Origin of the sequence: Rhizobium brockwellii (genome assembly GCF_000769405.2) — a bacterium.
GTDB classification, from domain to species: Bacteria; Pseudomonadota; Alphaproteobacteria; order Rhizobiales; family Rhizobiaceae; genus Rhizobium; species Rhizobium brockwellii.
Genome location: NZ_CP053439.1, coordinates 1,739,400 through 1,754,758 on the forward strand (window position 1 = coordinate 1,739,400; position 15,359 = coordinate 1,754,758).

The following is a 15,359-nucleotide window of genomic DNA, read 5'->3' on the forward strand; positions in this document are numbered from 1 at the left end:
CGTGTCGCGACTTTCAGATTCGCTCTCGCGCTTTAGGTCTTTATTTTTACGCATGTCGTTGTCGCAAAACCGCTGGACACTTTTGCGCGACATGCTTGGTAAAAATCCGTGTCTGCAAATCCATCGCTATGTTATCTCCGCTGCTCCTGTAGAAAGAGCAGATGAAGTCAGCGGAGTGTGGCATGGCAGATCTCGTCGACCCCGTACAGCGCGCGTTTCTCGGCGTGGAGAAATCCGCGCTCGACAATCGCTGGGTGGCGCGGCTCGACCAGGCAGGGCAGAACCGCGCGCTGGCCATGTCGCAGATCCATGGATTGCCGGATCTGATCGCCCGGGTGCTCGCCGGGCGCGGCGTGACGGTGGACGAGGCGATCGAATTCCTCGATCCGACGATCCGCAGCCTGATGCCCGATCCCCATAAGCTGACCGATTGCGAAAAGGCCGCGACCCGCCTCCTGCGCGCCATCGAGCGCGGCGAGAGCGTCGCCATCTTCGGCGACTACGACGTCGACGGCGCAGCCTCCTCGGCACTGATGTTCCGCTTTCTCAGGCATTTCGGCGTCAAGGCGACCATCTATATCCCCGACCGCGTCTTCGAAGGTTACGGCCCCAATCCGGCGGCGATCAACCAGTTGATCGATAACGGCGCTCAGTTGATCGTCACCGTTGATTGCGGCTCCACCAGCCACGAGGCGCTGGCCGCCGCTGCCGCGCGCAATATCGATGTCGTCGTCATCGATCACCACCAGGTGACACATGAGCTGCCGCCCTGCCATGCGCTGGTCAACCCGAACCGCGAGGACGATCTCTCGGGGCAGGGGCATCTTTGCGCCGCCGGCGTCGTCTTCATGGTGCTGGTCGCGACGCTCAGGCTGCTGCGTGCGGCCGGCAACAAGCGCATCCTGGCGCTCGACCTGCTGCAGTGGCTGGATATCGTGGCACTTGCGACGGTCTGCGATGTCGTGCCGCTGAAAGGCCTCAACCGCGCCTATGTCGTGAAGGGGCTGGTCGCTGCCCGCCACCAGAGCAATGCCGGACTGGCAGCACTCTTCCGCAAGGCGGGGCTCGCCGGCCCGGTGACACCCTATCATTTTGGCTTCCTGATCGGCCCGCGCATCAATGCCGGTGGGCGGATCGGCGACGCGGCACTCGGAAGCCGGCTGCTGACGCTCGATGATGCCGGAGAGGCTGATGTGATCGCGCAGCGCCTCGACGAGCTCAACCGCGAACGCCAGGCGATGGAGGCGATCATGCTGCAGGAGGCGGAAGCCGAGGCGCTTGCCGAATATGGCGACGGCGAGGGGGCGTCCGTCATCGTCACCGCCCATGAGAAATGGCATCCCGGTATCGTCGGGCTGATCGCGGCGCGGCTGAAGGAAAAGTTCAAACGGCCGGCCTTCGCGATCGCCTTCGATTCCTCCGGCCGAGGCACCGGCTCAGGCCGCTCGATCAACGGCTTTGACATGGGCAGGATGGTTCGGGCCGCAGTCGACGAGGGGCTGCTCGTCAAAGGCGGCGGCCACGCCATGGCCGCGGGCCTGACGGTCGAGCGTACTGAGCTCGGCAGGCTGAGGACCTTCTTCACCGAGAAGGCCGAGAGGACGGTGGCCAGCCTCGTCGCCAACGAAACGCTGAAGATCGACGGTGCGATCGGCGCAAGCGGCGCCACTCTCGAACTCATCGACAGCCTGGAGGCCGCCGGCCCTTACGGCTCCGGTCATGCTCAGCCGCTCTTTGCCATACCGGCCCATCGTTTGCGTGACGCGCGCCTGGTCGGCGAGAAACATGTGAAGGTGACGCTGGAGGCCATGGACGGATCGCGACTCGACGGCATCGCCTTCCGCGCCGCCGATACGCCGCTTGGCAATCTTCTCATCAATTCACGCGGCGCCAACCTCCATGTCGCCGGTTCGCTCGGTGCCGATCATTACCAGGGCGCACGCCGCATCCAGCTGCGCGTCTGCGATGCAGCGCCGGCGAAATAGAGCAGTCACGCAAGAACGCTGACGATGGAAGGTGTCAAGAGAGAGAAAGTGGTACGCCCTAGGGGAGTCGAACCCCTCTTCCCAGAATGAAAATCTGGTGTCCTAACCGATAGACGAAGGGCGCTTCCTTCGTGGTGGCGCCCTTATAGTCAGCACCTTCGAAGGCCGCAAGCGCCAAGGCGCGAAAAAATCATCGTTTTCGCCGATTTATTTCGGCTGTGGAAAAACGAGGCGCAAGCTGCGGCGGAGAGGAGACAAATCAAACCGGCGGGCTAGGATGGGCAGCGTCGAGCGAACCGAAGGGTTCCTCGAGGAGAATGATAGGGGCGGCCGACGTCGATCGAATGACGACGGCCTATCAACAGAATGGTACGCCCTAGGGGAGTCGAACCCCTCTTTACAGAATGAGAATCTGTCGTCCTAACCGATAGACGAAGGGCGCGCAGGCAGCCTCGTTAAAATAGGAGCGCGCGCTGGCTTCTGCAAGCGGAAGTGATGGCTTCTTTATGGAGAGAAAGTGGTACGCCCTAGGGGAGTCGAACCCCTCTTCCCAGAATGAAAATCTGGTGTCCTAACCGATAGACGAAGGGCGCGTCCTTCGTGGTGGCGCCCTTATAGTCAGGCGTTTTGAATCCCGCAAGCGGAATTGCGGTTTTCTTTCAAAAAAATGACAGGAAATCCGAGTGCGTTCGAGAAGCCGATTATTGAAGCTGAATCAATAGGCTGCCGGTTGTTTCTTTAACGCGACGAGGCGGCGCTGCCGTAACGTGATGCGAAAATCGCCCGGCCTTCAGATCGCTCTTGCCGTCGCCATCGGTGCGCGCTTGCCGCCGCAGCCCCAGTTCCAGTCACGGGTTTTGCCGGTATCGAGGTGAACCGAATCCGTGTGGCAGTAGGTGCCGACGCCGCCGCGGTCCGGTAACGAGCGGATATAGGCGGCGATATCCCATTTCGCGACACCGTCGATCTGGATGTCGGCGGCCTCGCAGCTCTTGTGCATCGATTCGTCAGCGCCGCCGACGAGGCGGTTATGCTCTTCGTCACGGTAGCCGGAGGTGACGATGACAGGCCGGCCGAAATGACTTTCGACCGTCTTGATCACCTTCAGCAGGTCGGGTTTGAAGCAGCCGACCTCGACCTTGTCGTTCTGGAGATGCAGTCCGTTCGGCGCGATACGCGTCATGCCGGGCAGGGCCGCCTTGTGCAGCAGGCCGGAAAGGCTGCCGAGCAGGTTCTGCTTCGGCGCGCTGTAGAGCGCGTTCATCGTCGAGGTGGGAATGCTGCCCGTCGCCAACGACGCTGTCTGCACAGGCTCAAGCTGCGTGCTGCTATTCTGTGAGGATTGCTGCGGCAGCACCGGCTCCGCCGGCTGTTGGGGCACGGGCGGCTGGCTGTAGACGCTGCTTCGCGCCGGTGCTGCACCTTCCACCGGCACATAGGCCTGCGGCTGAATGACGGTGGATGTGCTGTTGTTCTGCGGCGCCGGCTGTTGATCGGAAAAGATGCTCATCGCTTGCGCGTTGATCCGGGTCGACTGCAGTACGAGCCCGCCAATATTGGCAGGCGCCGCTGTCGCCGGATCGGCGGGCGGAGCGACGGCATTTGGATCTTGTGCCACGACCTGAGGCGCGGCTTGAGCGCCGGAGACGTTGACGAGCCGGGGATCCGTATACACCGAACGTGGGGCAGGGCTTGCAGGCGCTGCCGTGGCCAGCTGCGGTGCTGCGGCCGGCACAGCCGGAACCGCCGCCGCCGAATCGAGCGCCTTCTTGTCCGACGCGCAGCCGGACAGCGCCAGCACCGAGGTGGCGATCAGCAAAGCGCCCGTCAAGGGCATCCGCATCTGCATGTTACGCAAGCGACAATCTCCAGTTGATGCGGAAAATCGGCGAAAAACGCTTCTCTTCCGCTTCGAGTCGTCAGGAGATTGCCTGCGGGGCCGGATCGCGGCAAGCGCCGAGGCGCCGACGGGACCCGAAATCGAAAAAGCCGCAAGCCTCGCAAAAGCCTTGCGGCGAAAACCCTTACCAGGCGCCGGTATTGCCCATCGAAGCCCAGGGCTCAGTGGCCGGAAGCGGGTTGCCCTTTTGCAGGATTTCGATCGAGATGCCGTCGGGCGAGCGCACGAAGGCCATGTTGCCGTCGCGCGGCGGCCGGTTGATGGTGACGCCGTTGTCCATCAGATTCTGGCAGGTCGCGTAAATATCGTCGACCTCATAAGCGAGGTGGCCGAAATTGCGTCCTCCGCTATAATCTTCCGTGTCCCAATTGTAGGTAAGCTCGAGGCAGGGGGCCTTTTCGCTGCGCGCACGGTCGAGATCGTCGCGAGCGGCCAGAAAAACCAGGGTGAAGCGGCCTTTCTCGTTTTCGTGGCGGCGAATCTCCTCCAGCCCGAACAGCGTGGTGTAAAAGGTAAGCGAGGCGTCCAGGTCTTTGACGCGTACCATTGTGTGGAGATAACGCATTCTATCTACTCCTTTATTGGGGCTGGCTTTTTTCAGCGAGCCGAGGTCAGCTTCGGGCAAGTCATCTTTATAAAATGTGCAGCTGGGAATAACCGAAAACTAGGACTTGCGCTTATCCGTTACCAAGATGTTAATCTTGATTTGAAGAATCAGTTAACCGTAACAGTGTGACGCGTATTCGAGGGGCTGGCGACAATGGCTGATAGGATTTCATCGAACGAATACTCCGACCTCGACGAGCTATCGGGAGAGGCGGTCGATCTTGTTGAAATCACCGGCGTCGTCAAGTGGTTCGACGTCGCCAAGGGTTTCGGTTTCATCGTGCCCGACAACGCCATGCAGGATGTTCTCCTGCACGTGACCTGCCTGCGCCGCGACGGTTACCAAACGATCCTCGAGGGAACGCGCATCGTTGCCCTCATCCAGCGCCGCGAGCGCGGCTATCAGGCTTTCAAGATTCTCTCGATGGACCAGTCGACCGCGGTTCATCCCTCGCAGCTGCCGCCGGTGCGCACCCATGTGCAGGTCACCGCGACGAGCGGGCTTGAGCGTGCGCTGGTCAAGTGGTTCAACCGCACCAAGGGCTTCGGCTTCCTGACGCGCGGCGAGGGCACGGAAGATATCTTCGTGCACATGGAAACGCTCCGCCGCTTCGGCCTGACGGAGCTGCGCCCCGGTCAGGTGGTGCTCGTCCGCTTCGGCGACGGCGAAAAGGGCCTGATGGCCGCAGAGATCCATCCTGACGTTCCGAGCCCGGCAAGCCGGTCGCACTGAACATGCGCGGCCTAATCCTGTTTGATGCCATCAGAAGCGCCATCCTGGCGCTTTTTTTCATGGTTGCGCTGCCGGCGTTGGCTGACGAGCAGATGCGGTTCGACAAGGAGCCGCTGCTCATCCAGACCGCCGCGGGCAAGGTGCTGCATTTCACCGTCGAGATAGCCTCGAGCCCCGATCAGCGCGCCCGCGGACTGATGTTTCGCAAGGTGATGGCCGACGATGCCGGTATGATCTTCGATTTCGACGAGCCACGGCGCGTCACCATGTGGATGGAAAACACCATCCTGCCGCTCGACATGCTTTTTGCCGACGACACCGGCACGATTCGCCACATCAAGGAAAAGGCAGTGCCCTATTCGCGCGACATCATCGATTCGATGGCCCCGGTGAAATACGTCGTCGAACTCAATGCCGGTATCGTCGCCAAATTGGGTATCAAGCCTGGCGACAGGATCGTCAGCGCCACGACGACCAAGAAGGCGAAGTAACGGAAGCATGACCGCGCGCGCAGGCGAGCTGCGATGCAGCTGTCCAAGAATTCAAGAATATCGAGATATTTGAATGGTCGGAGTGGAGAGATTCGAACTCCCGACCCTCTGGTCCCAAACCAGATGCGCTACCAGGCTGCGCTACACTCCGTGCCGTTAATGGCAGGGGAGATACACGGTTCACTTCCCCGTCGCAACCCATAAATCCAGCACAGGCTGGAGATTTTCTCGCCAGCCTGTGGATGCAGTCCAGAATAATCTCGGATGTGCCGTCAATTTGCCGGCGAGGCGTAATGGAACGTCGGGACGGATCGGCCTTAGCCGCGGGCGAGCAGGCCGATATATTGGGCGTAGCTGATGGCAACGTAGAAGAAAGCTGTGATGCCAGCACCTATCACAATGGCATTGAACTCCGCCGAACGTCTCATCATGCGTGCAAATCCACTGAAACCGATTGAGCGATAAACTAGTGCCGAGGGAAGGCAGCGGCAATCAGGTTGTCATCACAAGGTGAGACAAGCGGTAATATTGCGAAATCCGGCCGGCAATCCCCGGATTTGAAGGCGAGGCGGGGGCCGGCATCCCCTCGTCATGCAAACGGAGTCGGCAGCGGCGTCGTTCACCGCCTTTTTTCTTGAAAAAGCGGGGATTCGCGGCTAAGCAAAATTCATCTCTTTGCGTTATCCTCAGCGATGATGCAAAGGTCCGGTACGGGCCGGCAACGGGATGAGACCATGAAAGGCGGGCGCTGCCCGCATAGTCGGAGACGCTGCAGTCATGTCTGCCAAGATCTATCGTCCAGCCAAGACCGCCATGCAGTCCGGCAAGGCCAAGACCCATCTCTGGGTGCTTGAATACGATCAGGAGTCGGCGCGCAAGATCGATCCGATCATGGGCTACACTTCCTCGGGCGATATGCGCCAGCAGGTGAAGCTCACCTTCGAAACGCAGGAACTCGCCGAAGCCTACGCCCAGCGCAACGGCATCGAATACCGCGTCATCGCACCGAAGGATCCGGTCCGCCAGGTTGTCGCCTATCCCGACAATTTCCGCTATACCCGCACGCAGCCCTGGACGCACTGAGATTTCTCGTCCAGATATGCCGCATCCGGTCGCGTCTCGTGAGACGCGGTCAACAGACGGCCCCTTAGCTCAGCTGGATAGAGCACCTGCCTTCTAAGCAGGTTGTCGCAGGTTCGATTCCTGCAGGGGTCGCCACAAATTTAATGACTTGAAGCCGCCCCCGTGATCAGCCCGAAGAGGCCTGGTCACGGGGCGCTGACATTTGGACCGCCGTCCGGCCAATCCCGCGTACAGCGGCCGGACGGGCATCCGCTAGCTAGTAGGATTGAGTCCGGTGGCGCAGCGGCCGGCCCCTTGCGCGACCGAACCGTCATGGGCCCCCATCATCTCGCTGACCAGTGGGCCTCGCCGCTCTCCAAGTTCGTCGACGATCAGTAGCTTGCAGCTGGCCAACTGCTTCTGGAAACGGAGGACTTGCCGCTAAGGCATGTCGCGCAAAAGTGTGCAGCCGTTTTGCGGCAAAGAAGTAAGGAGCTAATCTGAAAGATCGCGACGCGCTCAGACCGGTGTGTAATTATTGTTTGAACTGATTTCGCAACACTCCGAACGAGATGCCACCTTGATCACCAGCAACCGTCCGATCGACAAATGGACGGAGACCTTGGGATCCGAGCGCCCGCCGGGCCGCATCACCCCACTACTTCAACATCCTCGAGATGAACGGCGACACTACCGCCTCGCGCAAAGCCGCGCCCGAAAGGCGGCCGACACCCGCCGAAAAATCGCAGCGCGCGGATGGTACCCCCGGTGGGGCTACGCCCTCCCGGCGGGATCATCCACGCGCCGTTAGCACGATTGTTGCGGCGATCGGACGACCGCCGCAACGGATATAGTTACAGGATCAAATCGCCTGCCCCCAGCTGGACGTGGCCATGCAGCTGAACTTGGAAGTCCTGAACACCGTCGCCGTTCAGGTCGCCCTGGACAACGGTAGCACCAGCCTTGTCCTCATAGTGCCAAGTGAGCGCGCCGGCCTTGTGGTCGAAAGAGGCACCCTCCTGCGCCAGGAAATGGAATGCTCCATTGCCCTGCGCAGAGCCATTTGCATCTATCGCCGCGAAGTCGATCTTATCGACGCCGTGCTGGAAGTCGGTGATGACGTCGCGGTTCGAGCCGGACCCGATTTCCGTCGGTGCTTTGAAGACAAACGTATCCGCGCTGACGCCACCGGTCATGACGTCCTTTCCGGCACCACCAATGATGACGTCCGTGCCGGCGCCGCCGTTCAGCTTGTCCGCGCCGGCCCCGCCATCGAGAACGTTGCTGCCGCTATTGCCGGTCAGCACGTCGTTGTAGCTGGAGCCAGTCAAGTTTTCGATGCTGACGAGCTTGTCACCGGTGGCATGGCCGCCCGATGCGGCCCCAGTCGCCAAGTTGACGTTGACCCCGCCGGAGCCCGCATAGCCGGCCGTGTCGTTGTCGGCACCACCATTGATGACGTCCCCGCCGGCGCCGCCGCTGAGCTTGTCCGCGCCAGCTCCGCCATTGAGAACGTTGCTGCCGCCATTGCCGCCGGTCAGCACGTCGTTGTAGCTGGAGCCAGTCAAGTTTTCGATGCCGACGATCTTGTCACCGGTGGCTTGCCCGCCCGATGCGGTCTTAGTCGCCAGGTCGACGTTGACCGCGCCGGAGCCCGCATAGCTGGCCGTGTCGTTACCAGTGCCGCCGTCGAGCACGTCCGCGCCGGCGCCGCCCTTCAGCACGTCACTACCGCCGAGACCCTTGAAGGTTTCGTTGCCGCCGTTGGACTGGCCGGTGTGTGGCATGATGTCGTTGCCGTTGGTGCCGATGAATTCCTTCGTCGGCGTGGTTGGCGTTCCCGGTTGTGTCGGTGTGGTTGGCGTTCCCGGATTCGTCGGCGTGGTTGGCGTCCCCGGATTCGTCGGCGTGGTCGGCGTTCCCGGTGCTGCGCTGGAGCCCGATTCGTAGGCACCGACATCGACAGTTCCAACGACACGAGCGTGGCCGTCCAGATCGTCCGAGGCGACGCCGTACTTGTTGGTTCCGTGGTCGATCGCCAGCGAGCCGGAGCCGAGGTGGAAGTTATCGCTCGCTGCCCCCGAGAATTTCGGATCGATGCCGAGCTGGTTGCCATTCGCCGCGCTCGGCATCGCGTTGCCGCCGTCGGTCTTGACCGATGCCTGGCCGGCCGTGCCGTTGTAGGTGATGTTGTTGGCCCAGACGACGTTGTTGTTGGCGCCGCCGATAGACGTGTTATCGATCGCAGTGTTGTTCTTGTTCACCGATGGGTCCGCTACGGCAATGTTGTTGACCCAGGTGTTGTTGTTCGACGCCGAGTTGCTGAGCTCGCCGCGCCAGGTGCCGGTGTTCGCCGGGTCCTGATTGTTGTGGTATGCGGTGTTGTTTTTCACCGTAACGGAGTCGCTCCAGGTAACCTGGATGCCTTTGCCGCCGTTCTCGTAGACCAGGTTGTTCTCGACCAGGGTCTTGAATGTATAGTTCGGATGACCGCTCGCCTGCGTGCTCTGGAAATCATCGATGATGATGCCGTTGCCGTCAGTGTGCGCACCCGACTTCGTGACGTTGTCGTGCGAGATGTTGTTGCGCACGATCGTCCGGTAGCCGTCCGTCGAGGTGTCGCCGGTAATGTTCCGGTTCTCGTAGATCGAGATGCCCGAGAACCAGCCCGACGATGCGTTATTGTAGGTCTCGTTCCCTTCGATCTTGATGAAGTCCGACTGGTTGAACTGAATGCCCGATTCCCCGGCGTCGTGGACCTTGTTGTTGAGAATTGAGACATGGTGGACGTTGTTCGCTTCGATGCCGTCGCCGTTGCCGCCCTTGATGTCGAAGCCGTCGATTGTCACGTAGTTGCCGTTGACGCTGATCGCGTTGTGCGAGCCAGAGGGCGGCCGGATCAGCGCCCCGCCGGGCACTTCAGAGCGCAACGTGATGTTGCCCGCCGCCGAGCCGTCTTTGTCGATGTTGATGGCCTCGTTGTAGGTCCCCGCCTTCACCACGACCTCGTCGCCGGGCTTAAGGTTCGCCGACATCGCCTCGCTGATCGTGCGGAAGGGAGAAGAGGTACTGCCGTTACCGCCGTTGGTGCCGGTCGTCGCTACGTAGTATGTTGTCATGGTCTTGTTCCTCAACCCCTGCCCGTTAATATTTTGGGTTAATCCTGCGTTACGGCGGCAGGTTATAGGGCGACATTTTGGAGGGCGCAACAGCAACGAAACAGTAAGTGCTTGAGAAGCATAGCCTTATTGCTGCCACAATATCCGACTCGATCCAAAGTTACGTTTTGAAATATTTGGTGAATTTCGAGTCGCCTAGAATGTGGCAGTATTAATATCTCGCTCACCGCGAGTTATTCTTTCTGCAACCAGAGCGACATGCATCCATTGAAAACTTTAGAAAAACCTGATGGGCGTGGCTGGATTGCTCCCGTCAAATGCGGAATCGACATTTTTTTCCGAATTCGGCAATTTTGGGCAGCATCGCCTTACGATTGGTGCTGATCGAGATGGGAATGGGGGCATGACCGTAGCCGATTCGACCAAACCCCATTGCGCAGCATTTCAAGCACCACCGCTTTCCCGCCGAGATCATCGGGCATGCGGTGTGACTATACCTCGGCTCCGGACTGATGCCTGGTCCAGGAGCGTGAGACTGACTGGAAGGCGCCCCAAGAGCCATCGTCGCCATTCTCTCCAAAGCAATTTCGCGGAGCGTGTTCACATTTCGTTCCCGTGGTGCTAGTCTCACCTTCAGCGACGGGCGAGGGGAGGCCTTATGAATCAAAGGGGCAAGTTTGAGCGACTGAAGGCACTTCACCAAAGGGACAGCGCCTTTGTCATCCCTAACCCATGGGACGCCGGTTCGGCTCGCCTTCTCGCGAGCCTTGGCTTCGAGGCGCTCGCGACCACCAGCGCGGGTTACGCATTTTCCAAAGGCAAGTTGGATTCATTTGCGAGCCTTGGCCGAGATGAGGTCCTTGAGAACGCCGCCGAGATCGTTGGCGCTGCTGATCTTCCTGTCTCTGCTGACCTTGAAGATGGCTTTGGTGCGTCGCCAGAAACCTGTGCGGAAACCATCCGCCTGGCCTGCGAAACTGGACTTGTCGGCGGATCAATCGAAGACGCAACAGGCAATCCTGCTGCCCCGATCTACGACCTATCGCAAGCCGTCGAGCGCATCCATGCTGCAGCGGAGGCTGCACGCGGTCTGCCTTTCCTACTCACGGCGCGGGCGGAGAATTATCTTTGGGACAGACTCGATCTGGACGACACCCTCGAGCGGCTGCAAGCATTTTCGGCCGCTGGGGCAGATGTGCTTTACGCCCCGGGCTTACCTGATATCGAGGCAATCAGAACCGTTTGTGCGGCCGTGGACAAGCCAGTCAACGTGGTCATGGGTTTGAAAGGGCGAAAATACTCCCTTGCCGAACTGTCGAGCGTCGGAGTACGCCGCGTGAGTGTCGGCGGCTCTTTCGCGCGGGCCGCGCTGGGTGCGTTGATGCGCGCTGCTATGGAGGTCAAAACAGCCGGTACGTTTGAGTATGCCGACGACGCGCTCTCCGCTGCATTTGCCAGCCAACTGATGTCACGGGAGAAACGCCAGGACAGGCTATGAGTTGGGCCAAAGTCGAGAAGCAAAGATTTTCTCAAGGGACCGCTGCGGCAGTTAGTCTGTCTGCAGCAGGCCGCCCCGGAGTGAACGTCACGGTGACTTTCTTCGCGCGGATGAAACCATCCAACCCGTAACAGGGCCGGCCGCCGCGGCGCGATCTGGGGGGGCTCCTAGAACCCGGTGCTATCCCGCACTTCCCCCAGCCCTTATACGAGGCAGGCTGCAGCTTTCCGCCATCCGTCCAAGCCTGTGTGTTCGGCTTCGGCGATCAGCGTTGGTTGCGCGCCTATTGCGTCCTGCCGGATCCAGGCAGCGATTTCAGTGAACGACCGAGAGGTAGCGGATGCCGGCTTCATCAGCCGCTCTCATCAGCGCTTCCCGCGCGGCGTTTGGGGGCGTGGTGCCGCGGATGGCGTCGAGGCATGTCCTCACCGCCACGACGTACTCCTCGCCATCATCCCCAGGCCATTCGGAAATGAGCATGGTGGCCGCGTCGCCGAGGGTCCTGACGACGCTGTATTTATCTTGGCCGCTCATGAGGATCCTCAGGGCGGGAAACTGATGCGATGTGTACCGATTCATTACATTTGGTCCTTGCATCATAAACATATTAGTAACTCTGCAAGAAGCGTTCCAACCGGAGCTGCTGTATGATCATCGGCGGATGGTTCCGCAAAACAGTCGCCAACTGAACGGGGAGATCGATTCCGATTGAAGGAATTATGCAGTCGCAGAGTGGTCAAGCCGATCTAGGTCAAAGCACTGCGGAGCAGTTCCGACTTTATCTTGGGATGCTTCTCGGACGGATGATAGGCTCCAGCTAGGGCTGCCGTTACCATGATCGACACCGAAAGGAATGATGCGACGATGCTCAGCACGGGAACCGGAGACTTTCGACCCGCCCAGAGGAACACAAAGCCAGCCGCGAAAGCAAAGAACCAAAAGACCAAGACTTCGCCCATTGTCCTCGCGAATACCTCCATTGCTCCAGAGGACACCGAAACCACGGTTTCCAATCCTCCAAGCCACAACAGGATGTTCATCACCATATCTGCGATGAAGGCCAATACCATCGATCCTATCAAAAGCCGTGACATCTCGTTTCTCCGTTGAAATCTTAAGTTGTTATTTTGTCGGGCGCAGCTTTCGATCGGATTATCTGGATTGTTAAAATGCTTAGGGCTATTGCCGTCTTGTCCGATTGGGCAGCAATTCGAAGCAATGCTCACACAACCAAAGTGGCCGGGAACTTGTTTTAAACACATTGCCGTCCTATTGATTTTTCTATCGAAATTGCTTGTCGAGCTTGGTTAGCGCCCTGGCGTCCCAGCTGAACTTTCCTTTCAAAATCGATTTCTGCGCCGTCCGGCAGCCATCGGAGGGTGATTGTCATGCCGGTTGAGGGGGGATCGTCATGAACGCAGGCAATTCTTTGATCGACGCAAGCCTCCGCCAAATACCCATCGTCGCTGCCTGATATGCCTTCGGTCTTTGACCGCGGATCTCAGTGGCGGCATTCCGGCTGGGTTTTCCAGCCATTGAGGAGAATTTCATGAGCAAGACCAATGCAGAGGCATTGTTGCGCAAAGCGCAGCGCCAAGTTGCCAATACCAGCGGCGGTGGCCATCTCGGCGGCACCAACTTCGGTCAGGGCAATGACGCCAAGACCTCGTCCGGAAGCGGCAATCGCCCGGCGGGCAAGGGTCGGCCGCCAGCTGGCGGCAAACGCTGACTATAGCGCCGCGCGTCTTTCCGATTTAAGGAACTATGCAGAGGTCGCGATTGAAGACAGCCCCGCCAAAATGGCGGGGTTTTTGTTTGATAGGCTTCTGAAGGGCACGGCCCGTCTCAGCGATCCAGGAAATGATCGAAATAGATCTGGGGGATGGGGTAGGCGTAGACGCCTCTGTCGACGAAGCTGCGCCTATAGAGGCAATTTCTGAGAGCCGCGTTATAGTGAAGGCTTCGCGGGTCCGGCGAGCCTCGTCGCCATGAGCTTGCCTCCGGCACGCAGCGTTGGAGTGCCTTGTCGTATCGAGCCAGGAGGACCGGATCGGTGTCGACCCGAATGCCGCTGTAGGATTGATAGTTTGAAGGAGATTCTGCGGCCGATATACAGCCCAGGCCAAGTGCAACACCAACGACTGCCATCAATCGCATCGGATTTAATTCTCCCCTGATCGATTATCGAAGTATCGAGCCGAACGTTATTGGTTCCAGCGCCTGCGGGCAAGGGGACGCCTTGTTCCGGCGTCCGCTTCTGCCGAGACGTTACCCGCATAGCTGCCGCCACAGAAATAGCGGCAGCTATCCATCATCGATCAATCCAGGAGGTCGGCCGGTACCTTGCCGCCGTTTTCCGAAAGCCGCTTCATCAGCGCCTTGTGCAGCCACATATTCATTTTTGCGGAATCGTTGCTGTCGCCGGTATAGCCGAGTTCAGCGGCAAGTTCCTTGCGCTCGGTGAGGCTGGCATCCATCCCGACGGCTTTCATCAGGTCCACGATCGAGCGGCGCCAATCGAGCTTCTGGCCGCTCTTCTTCACAGCCGCGTCAAGGATCGGGACGATATCGACTGTGGCTGTGCCTGGCGCGGTGGCCGTGGCGGCCGGCTTGCTCTGCGGGGCAGGGGCCGCAGGTGTCGGACTGGGGGCTGCCGACGGTGAGGCAGGCGCTTGCGCCGGCTCTGTCTTTGGCGCGCCGGCAGCAACGGGTTCGGCTGCTTTCGCCTCTCCGAAGATTGCATGTTTGATCTTGTCGAAAATGCCCATTCTAAACCTCCAGTTCCATCAGATGAGAACAAGCTGAAACATGGACTTCCCGCCTGATATATCCAGACGGAAGGGGAGTTATTTTTAGCAATCTAAATCGGAGGTGGAAAAGTCAATTCGGGGAAGGGTGTAGTCGATCTGCACGAAAACGCTGCAAATGGATCAATCGCGGCCAATCGTGTCGCGAACGGAGATTTGCTTGCAGGCTCTAAGTTTCCTGGTGCAATGGGGCGGAAATACTCCGTCGGCTCTCCAGTCGCTGCGAGATATGTTTGCTTTTGGCACAGTCTGTCAGATAATTCGTATTTCAATAACCGTGAAACATCATTGCACGCCGCTGAACCGACTTGCCGCGCCGTGTTATGAAACATTCGTCATCCCTTCACGTTGCCTTGCTATGGACGTCCTGGAGTTGCAGGCGTCCAATCGATCGAAGGCACGCGCGTTCCTCGATTTTCGACTGCCGGGCAGATCGTTCGGCGGAATGGAAACGGAGGAAGACATGACCCATAACCACAATAGACTTTTCTTTGCAGTGCTCGCATCCACCTGCGCCTTCCTTGTCATGCCGGCAAGCCATGCGCGTGCGCTCGATGTCGGTGTGTCGGTGAATGCCGGCAATGCTGTCAGCGCCGATATCGGGGCTTCGCTCGGCGGCGGGAGCGGCATCAGCGCCGATGCCAATGCTTCCGCTGGCGGCTCGAACGGCGTCAATGCCGATGCGACCGCCAGTGCCGGCGGTGGCCGGGGCATCGATGCCGATGTCAATGCCAGTGTCGGCGGCGGCAACGGTCTCGACGCAGACGCCAACGCCAGGATCGGTGGCGGGCGCGGCGTCAATGCCGATCTCAATGCACGCACCGGCGGTTCCGATGGAATCGATGCCAACGCCACGGCCTCGGTCGGCAGCGGTAATGGCGTCGATGCCAATCTCGCCATCGGCAGGGTAGATGGGGCAGGCAGCGGTGGCAGACCTGCGGCTGAGCGCAGCCTCAGCGCGTCACAGACCCGCACTCTGGAGGCCTTCCGGGCAAGGCCCGTCAATGAGCAGCGCAAGATGCTCGTCCGTTGCGCTGATATCTCCGCCTCCGGCGGTGATTCCGGTCTTGCCGGTCTCTGCAGTCTGCTGCAGGCGACAGCCTCCCGCTGAATGTGAAAGACCCGCCGAACCGGAAGGCGCGGCGGGTCTATTCAAAG

Annotated in this window: 14 protein-coding genes, 5 tRNA genes and 1 pseudogene; 9 read left to right on the forward strand and 11 right to left on the reverse strand. The window is 59.8% G+C overall.

Annotated features, from left to right (window positions below):
• Window positions 1-182 precede the first annotated feature (182 nt).
• A complete protein-coding gene (gene recJ / locus RLCC275e_RS08840) occupies window positions 183-1,985 on the forward strand; it encodes a single-stranded-DNA-specific exonuclease RecJ (RefSeq protein ID WP_033182522.1) in 1,803 nt (600 codons plus the stop codon).
• Between the two features lie 49 nt (window positions 1,986-2,034).
• Here recJ and RLCC275e_RS08845 read toward each other — a convergent pair.
• The 5 genes from RLCC275e_RS08845 to gloA form a co-directional block, all read right to left on the reverse strand.
• A tRNA-Glu gene (locus RLCC275e_RS08845) sits at window positions 2,035-2,109 on the reverse strand.
• 243 nt (window positions 2,110-2,352) lie between these two features.
• A tRNA-Glu gene (locus RLCC275e_RS08850) sits at window positions 2,353-2,427 on the reverse strand.
• 76 nt (window positions 2,428-2,503) lie between these two features.
• Window positions 2,504-2,578: transfer RNA gene (locus RLCC275e_RS08855), tRNA-Glu, on the reverse strand.
• Window positions 2,579-2,775: 197 nt separating this feature from the next.
• Window positions 2,776-3,843, reverse strand: a complete 1,068-nt coding sequence (locus RLCC275e_RS08860) for a YcbK family protein (protein WP_033182523.1) — start codon at window positions 3,841-3,843, stop codon at window positions 2,776-2,778.
• 166 nt (window positions 3,844-4,009) lie between these two features.
• Window positions 4,010-4,450: a lactoylglutathione lyase gene (gene gloA / locus RLCC275e_RS08865; RefSeq protein WP_033182524.1), complete on the reverse strand. Its 441-nt coding sequence runs from the start codon at window positions 4,448-4,450 to the stop codon at window positions 4,010-4,012.
• Between the two features lie 195 nt (window positions 4,451-4,645).
• On the opposite strand from gloA, the gene RLCC275e_RS08870 reads away from it, so the two are divergent.
• Together RLCC275e_RS08870 and RLCC275e_RS08875 are read left to right on the forward strand one after the other, a co-directional pair.
• Window positions 4,646-5,224, forward strand: coding sequence for a cold-shock protein (locus tag RLCC275e_RS08870; protein WP_003558995.1), 579 nt, complete (start codon window positions 4,646-4,648; stop codon window positions 5,222-5,224).
• A 2-nt stretch (window positions 5,225-5,226) separates the two neighbouring features.
• On the forward strand, window positions 5,227-5,715 hold the full coding sequence (locus tag RLCC275e_RS08875; protein ID WP_033182525.1) for a DUF192 domain-containing protein: 489 nt from the start codon (window positions 5,227-5,229) through the stop codon (window positions 5,713-5,715).
• A 74-nt stretch (window positions 5,716-5,789) separates the two neighbouring features.
• Here RLCC275e_RS08875 and RLCC275e_RS08880 read toward each other — a convergent pair.
• A tRNA-Pro gene (locus tag RLCC275e_RS08880) sits at window positions 5,790-5,866 on the reverse strand.
• A gap of 626 nt (window positions 5,867-6,492) precedes the next feature.
• Between RLCC275e_RS08880 and RLCC275e_RS08885 the strand changes: the two genes are divergently transcribed.
• From RLCC275e_RS08885 to RLCC275e_RS34635, 3 genes and pseudogenes are all read left to right on the forward strand, one after another.
• Window positions 6,493-6,798: an ETC complex I subunit gene (locus tag RLCC275e_RS08885; RefSeq protein ID WP_003539138.1), complete on the forward strand. Its 306-nt coding sequence runs from the start codon at window positions 6,493-6,495 to the stop codon at window positions 6,796-6,798.
• Window positions 6,799-6,856: 58 nt separating this feature from the next.
• A tRNA-Arg gene (locus RLCC275e_RS08890) sits at window positions 6,857-6,933 on the forward strand.
• 379 nt (window positions 6,934-7,312) lie between these two features.
• Window positions 7,313-7,501 (forward strand): annotated as a pseudogene (locus RLCC275e_RS34635) (ATP-binding protein); the annotation flags it as partial.
• 130 nt (window positions 7,502-7,631) lie between these two features.
• On the opposite strand, the gene RLCC275e_RS08895 reads toward RLCC275e_RS34635, so the two are convergent.
• Window positions 7,632-9,896 carry a right-handed parallel beta-helix repeat-containing protein gene (locus tag RLCC275e_RS08895; RefSeq protein WP_033182526.1) on the reverse strand — a complete coding sequence of 755 codons (2,265 nt, stop codon included), beginning with the start codon at window positions 9,894-9,896 and terminating at the stop codon, window positions 7,632-7,634.
• A 658-nt stretch (window positions 9,897-10,554) separates the two neighbouring features.
• Between RLCC275e_RS08895 and RLCC275e_RS08900 the strand changes: the two genes are divergently transcribed.
• Window positions 10,555-11,394, forward strand: a complete 840-nt coding sequence (locus RLCC275e_RS08900) for an isocitrate lyase/PEP mutase family protein (RefSeq protein ID WP_033182527.1) — start codon at window positions 10,555-10,557, stop codon at window positions 11,392-11,394.
• Window positions 11,395-11,709: 315 nt separating this feature from the next.
• On the opposite strand, the gene RLCC275e_RS08905 is transcribed toward RLCC275e_RS08900, so the two are convergent.
• Window positions 11,710-12,000 (reverse strand): DUF982 domain-containing protein, encoded by a 291-nt coding sequence (locus tag RLCC275e_RS08905; RefSeq protein ID WP_018241867.1) that lies wholly within the window; start codon window positions 11,998-12,000, stop codon window positions 11,710-11,712.
• Window positions 12,001-12,140: 140 nt separating this feature from the next.
• A complete protein-coding gene (locus RLCC275e_RS08910; protein WP_033182528.1) occupies window positions 12,141-12,488 on the reverse strand; it encodes a hypothetical protein in 348 nt (115 codons plus the stop codon).
• Window positions 12,489-12,943: 455 nt separating this feature from the next.
• Between RLCC275e_RS08910 and RLCC275e_RS08915 the strand changes: the two genes are divergently transcribed.
• Window positions 12,944-13,123, forward strand: coding sequence for a hypothetical protein (locus RLCC275e_RS08915; RefSeq protein WP_003559012.1), 180 nt, complete (start codon window positions 12,944-12,946; stop codon window positions 13,121-13,123).
• 116 nt (window positions 13,124-13,239) lie between these two features.
• Here RLCC275e_RS08915 and RLCC275e_RS08920 read toward each other — a convergent pair whose 3' ends face one another.
• Both RLCC275e_RS08920 and RLCC275e_RS08925 read right to left on the reverse strand, forming a co-directional pair.
• The gene (locus tag RLCC275e_RS08920; RefSeq protein ID WP_003559015.1) at window positions 13,240-13,551 is read right to left on the reverse strand and encodes a hypothetical protein; all 312 of its coding nucleotides are present in this window, start codon (window positions 13,549-13,551) and stop codon (window positions 13,240-13,242) included.
• Window positions 13,552-13,712: 161 nt separating this feature from the next.
• Complete coding sequence (locus RLCC275e_RS08925) at window positions 13,713-14,162, reverse strand: DUF3597 domain-containing protein (RefSeq protein ID WP_033182529.1); 450 nt, start codon at window positions 14,160-14,162, stop codon at window positions 13,713-13,715.
• Window positions 14,163-14,664: 502 nt separating this feature from the next.
• Between RLCC275e_RS08925 and RLCC275e_RS08930 the strand changes: the two genes are divergently transcribed.
• Window positions 14,665-15,312: a hypothetical protein gene (locus RLCC275e_RS08930; protein WP_245484989.1), complete on the forward strand. Its 648-nt coding sequence runs from the start codon at window positions 14,665-14,667 to the stop codon at window positions 15,310-15,312.
• Window positions 15,313-15,359: the final 47 nt, after the last annotated feature.

Coding starts and splice junctions, on each gene's coding strand:
- recJ (WP_033182522.1), top strand. CDS start 183: ATGGCAGATCTCGTCGACCCCGTACAGCGCGCGTTTCTCGGCGTGGAG.
- gloA (WP_033182524.1), bottom strand. CDS start 4,450: ATGCGTTATCTCCACACAATGGTACGCGTCAAAGACCTGGACGCCTCG.
- RLCC275e_RS08870 (WP_003558995.1), top strand. CDS start 4,646: ATGGCTGATAGGATTTCATCGAACGAATACTCCGACCTCGACGAGCTA.
- RLCC275e_RS08875 (WP_033182525.1), top strand. CDS start 5,227: ATGCGCGGCCTAATCCTGTTTGATGCCATCAGAAGCGCCATCCTGGCG.
- RLCC275e_RS08885 (WP_003539138.1), top strand. CDS start 6,493: ATGTCTGCCAAGATCTATCGTCCAGCCAAGACCGCCATGCAGTCCGGC.
- RLCC275e_RS08895 (WP_033182526.1), bottom strand. CDS start 9,896: ATGACAACATACTACGTAGCGACGACCGGCACCAACGGCGGTAACGGC.
- RLCC275e_RS08900 (WP_033182527.1), top strand. CDS start 10,555: ATGAATCAAAGGGGCAAGTTTGAGCGACTGAAGGCACTTCACCAAAGG.
- RLCC275e_RS08905 (WP_018241867.1), bottom strand. CDS start 12,000: ATGTTTATGATGCAAGGACCAAATGTAATGAATCGGTACACATCGCAT.
- RLCC275e_RS08910 (WP_033182528.1), bottom strand. CDS start 12,488: ATGTCACGGCTTTTGATAGGATCGATGGTATTGGCCTTCATCGCAGAT.
- RLCC275e_RS08915 (WP_003559012.1), top strand. CDS start 12,944: ATGAGCAAGACCAATGCAGAGGCATTGTTGCGCAAAGCGCAGCGCCAA.
- RLCC275e_RS08920 (WP_003559015.1), bottom strand. CDS start 13,551: ATGCGATTGATGGCAGTCGTTGGTGTTGCACTTGGCCTGGGCTGTATA.
- RLCC275e_RS08925 (WP_033182529.1), bottom strand. CDS start 14,162: ATGGGCATTTTCGACAAGATCAAACATGCAATCTTCGGAGAGGCGAAA.
- RLCC275e_RS08930 (WP_245484989.1), top strand. CDS start 14,665: ATGACCCATAACCACAATAGACTTTTCTTTGCAGTGCTCGCATCCACC.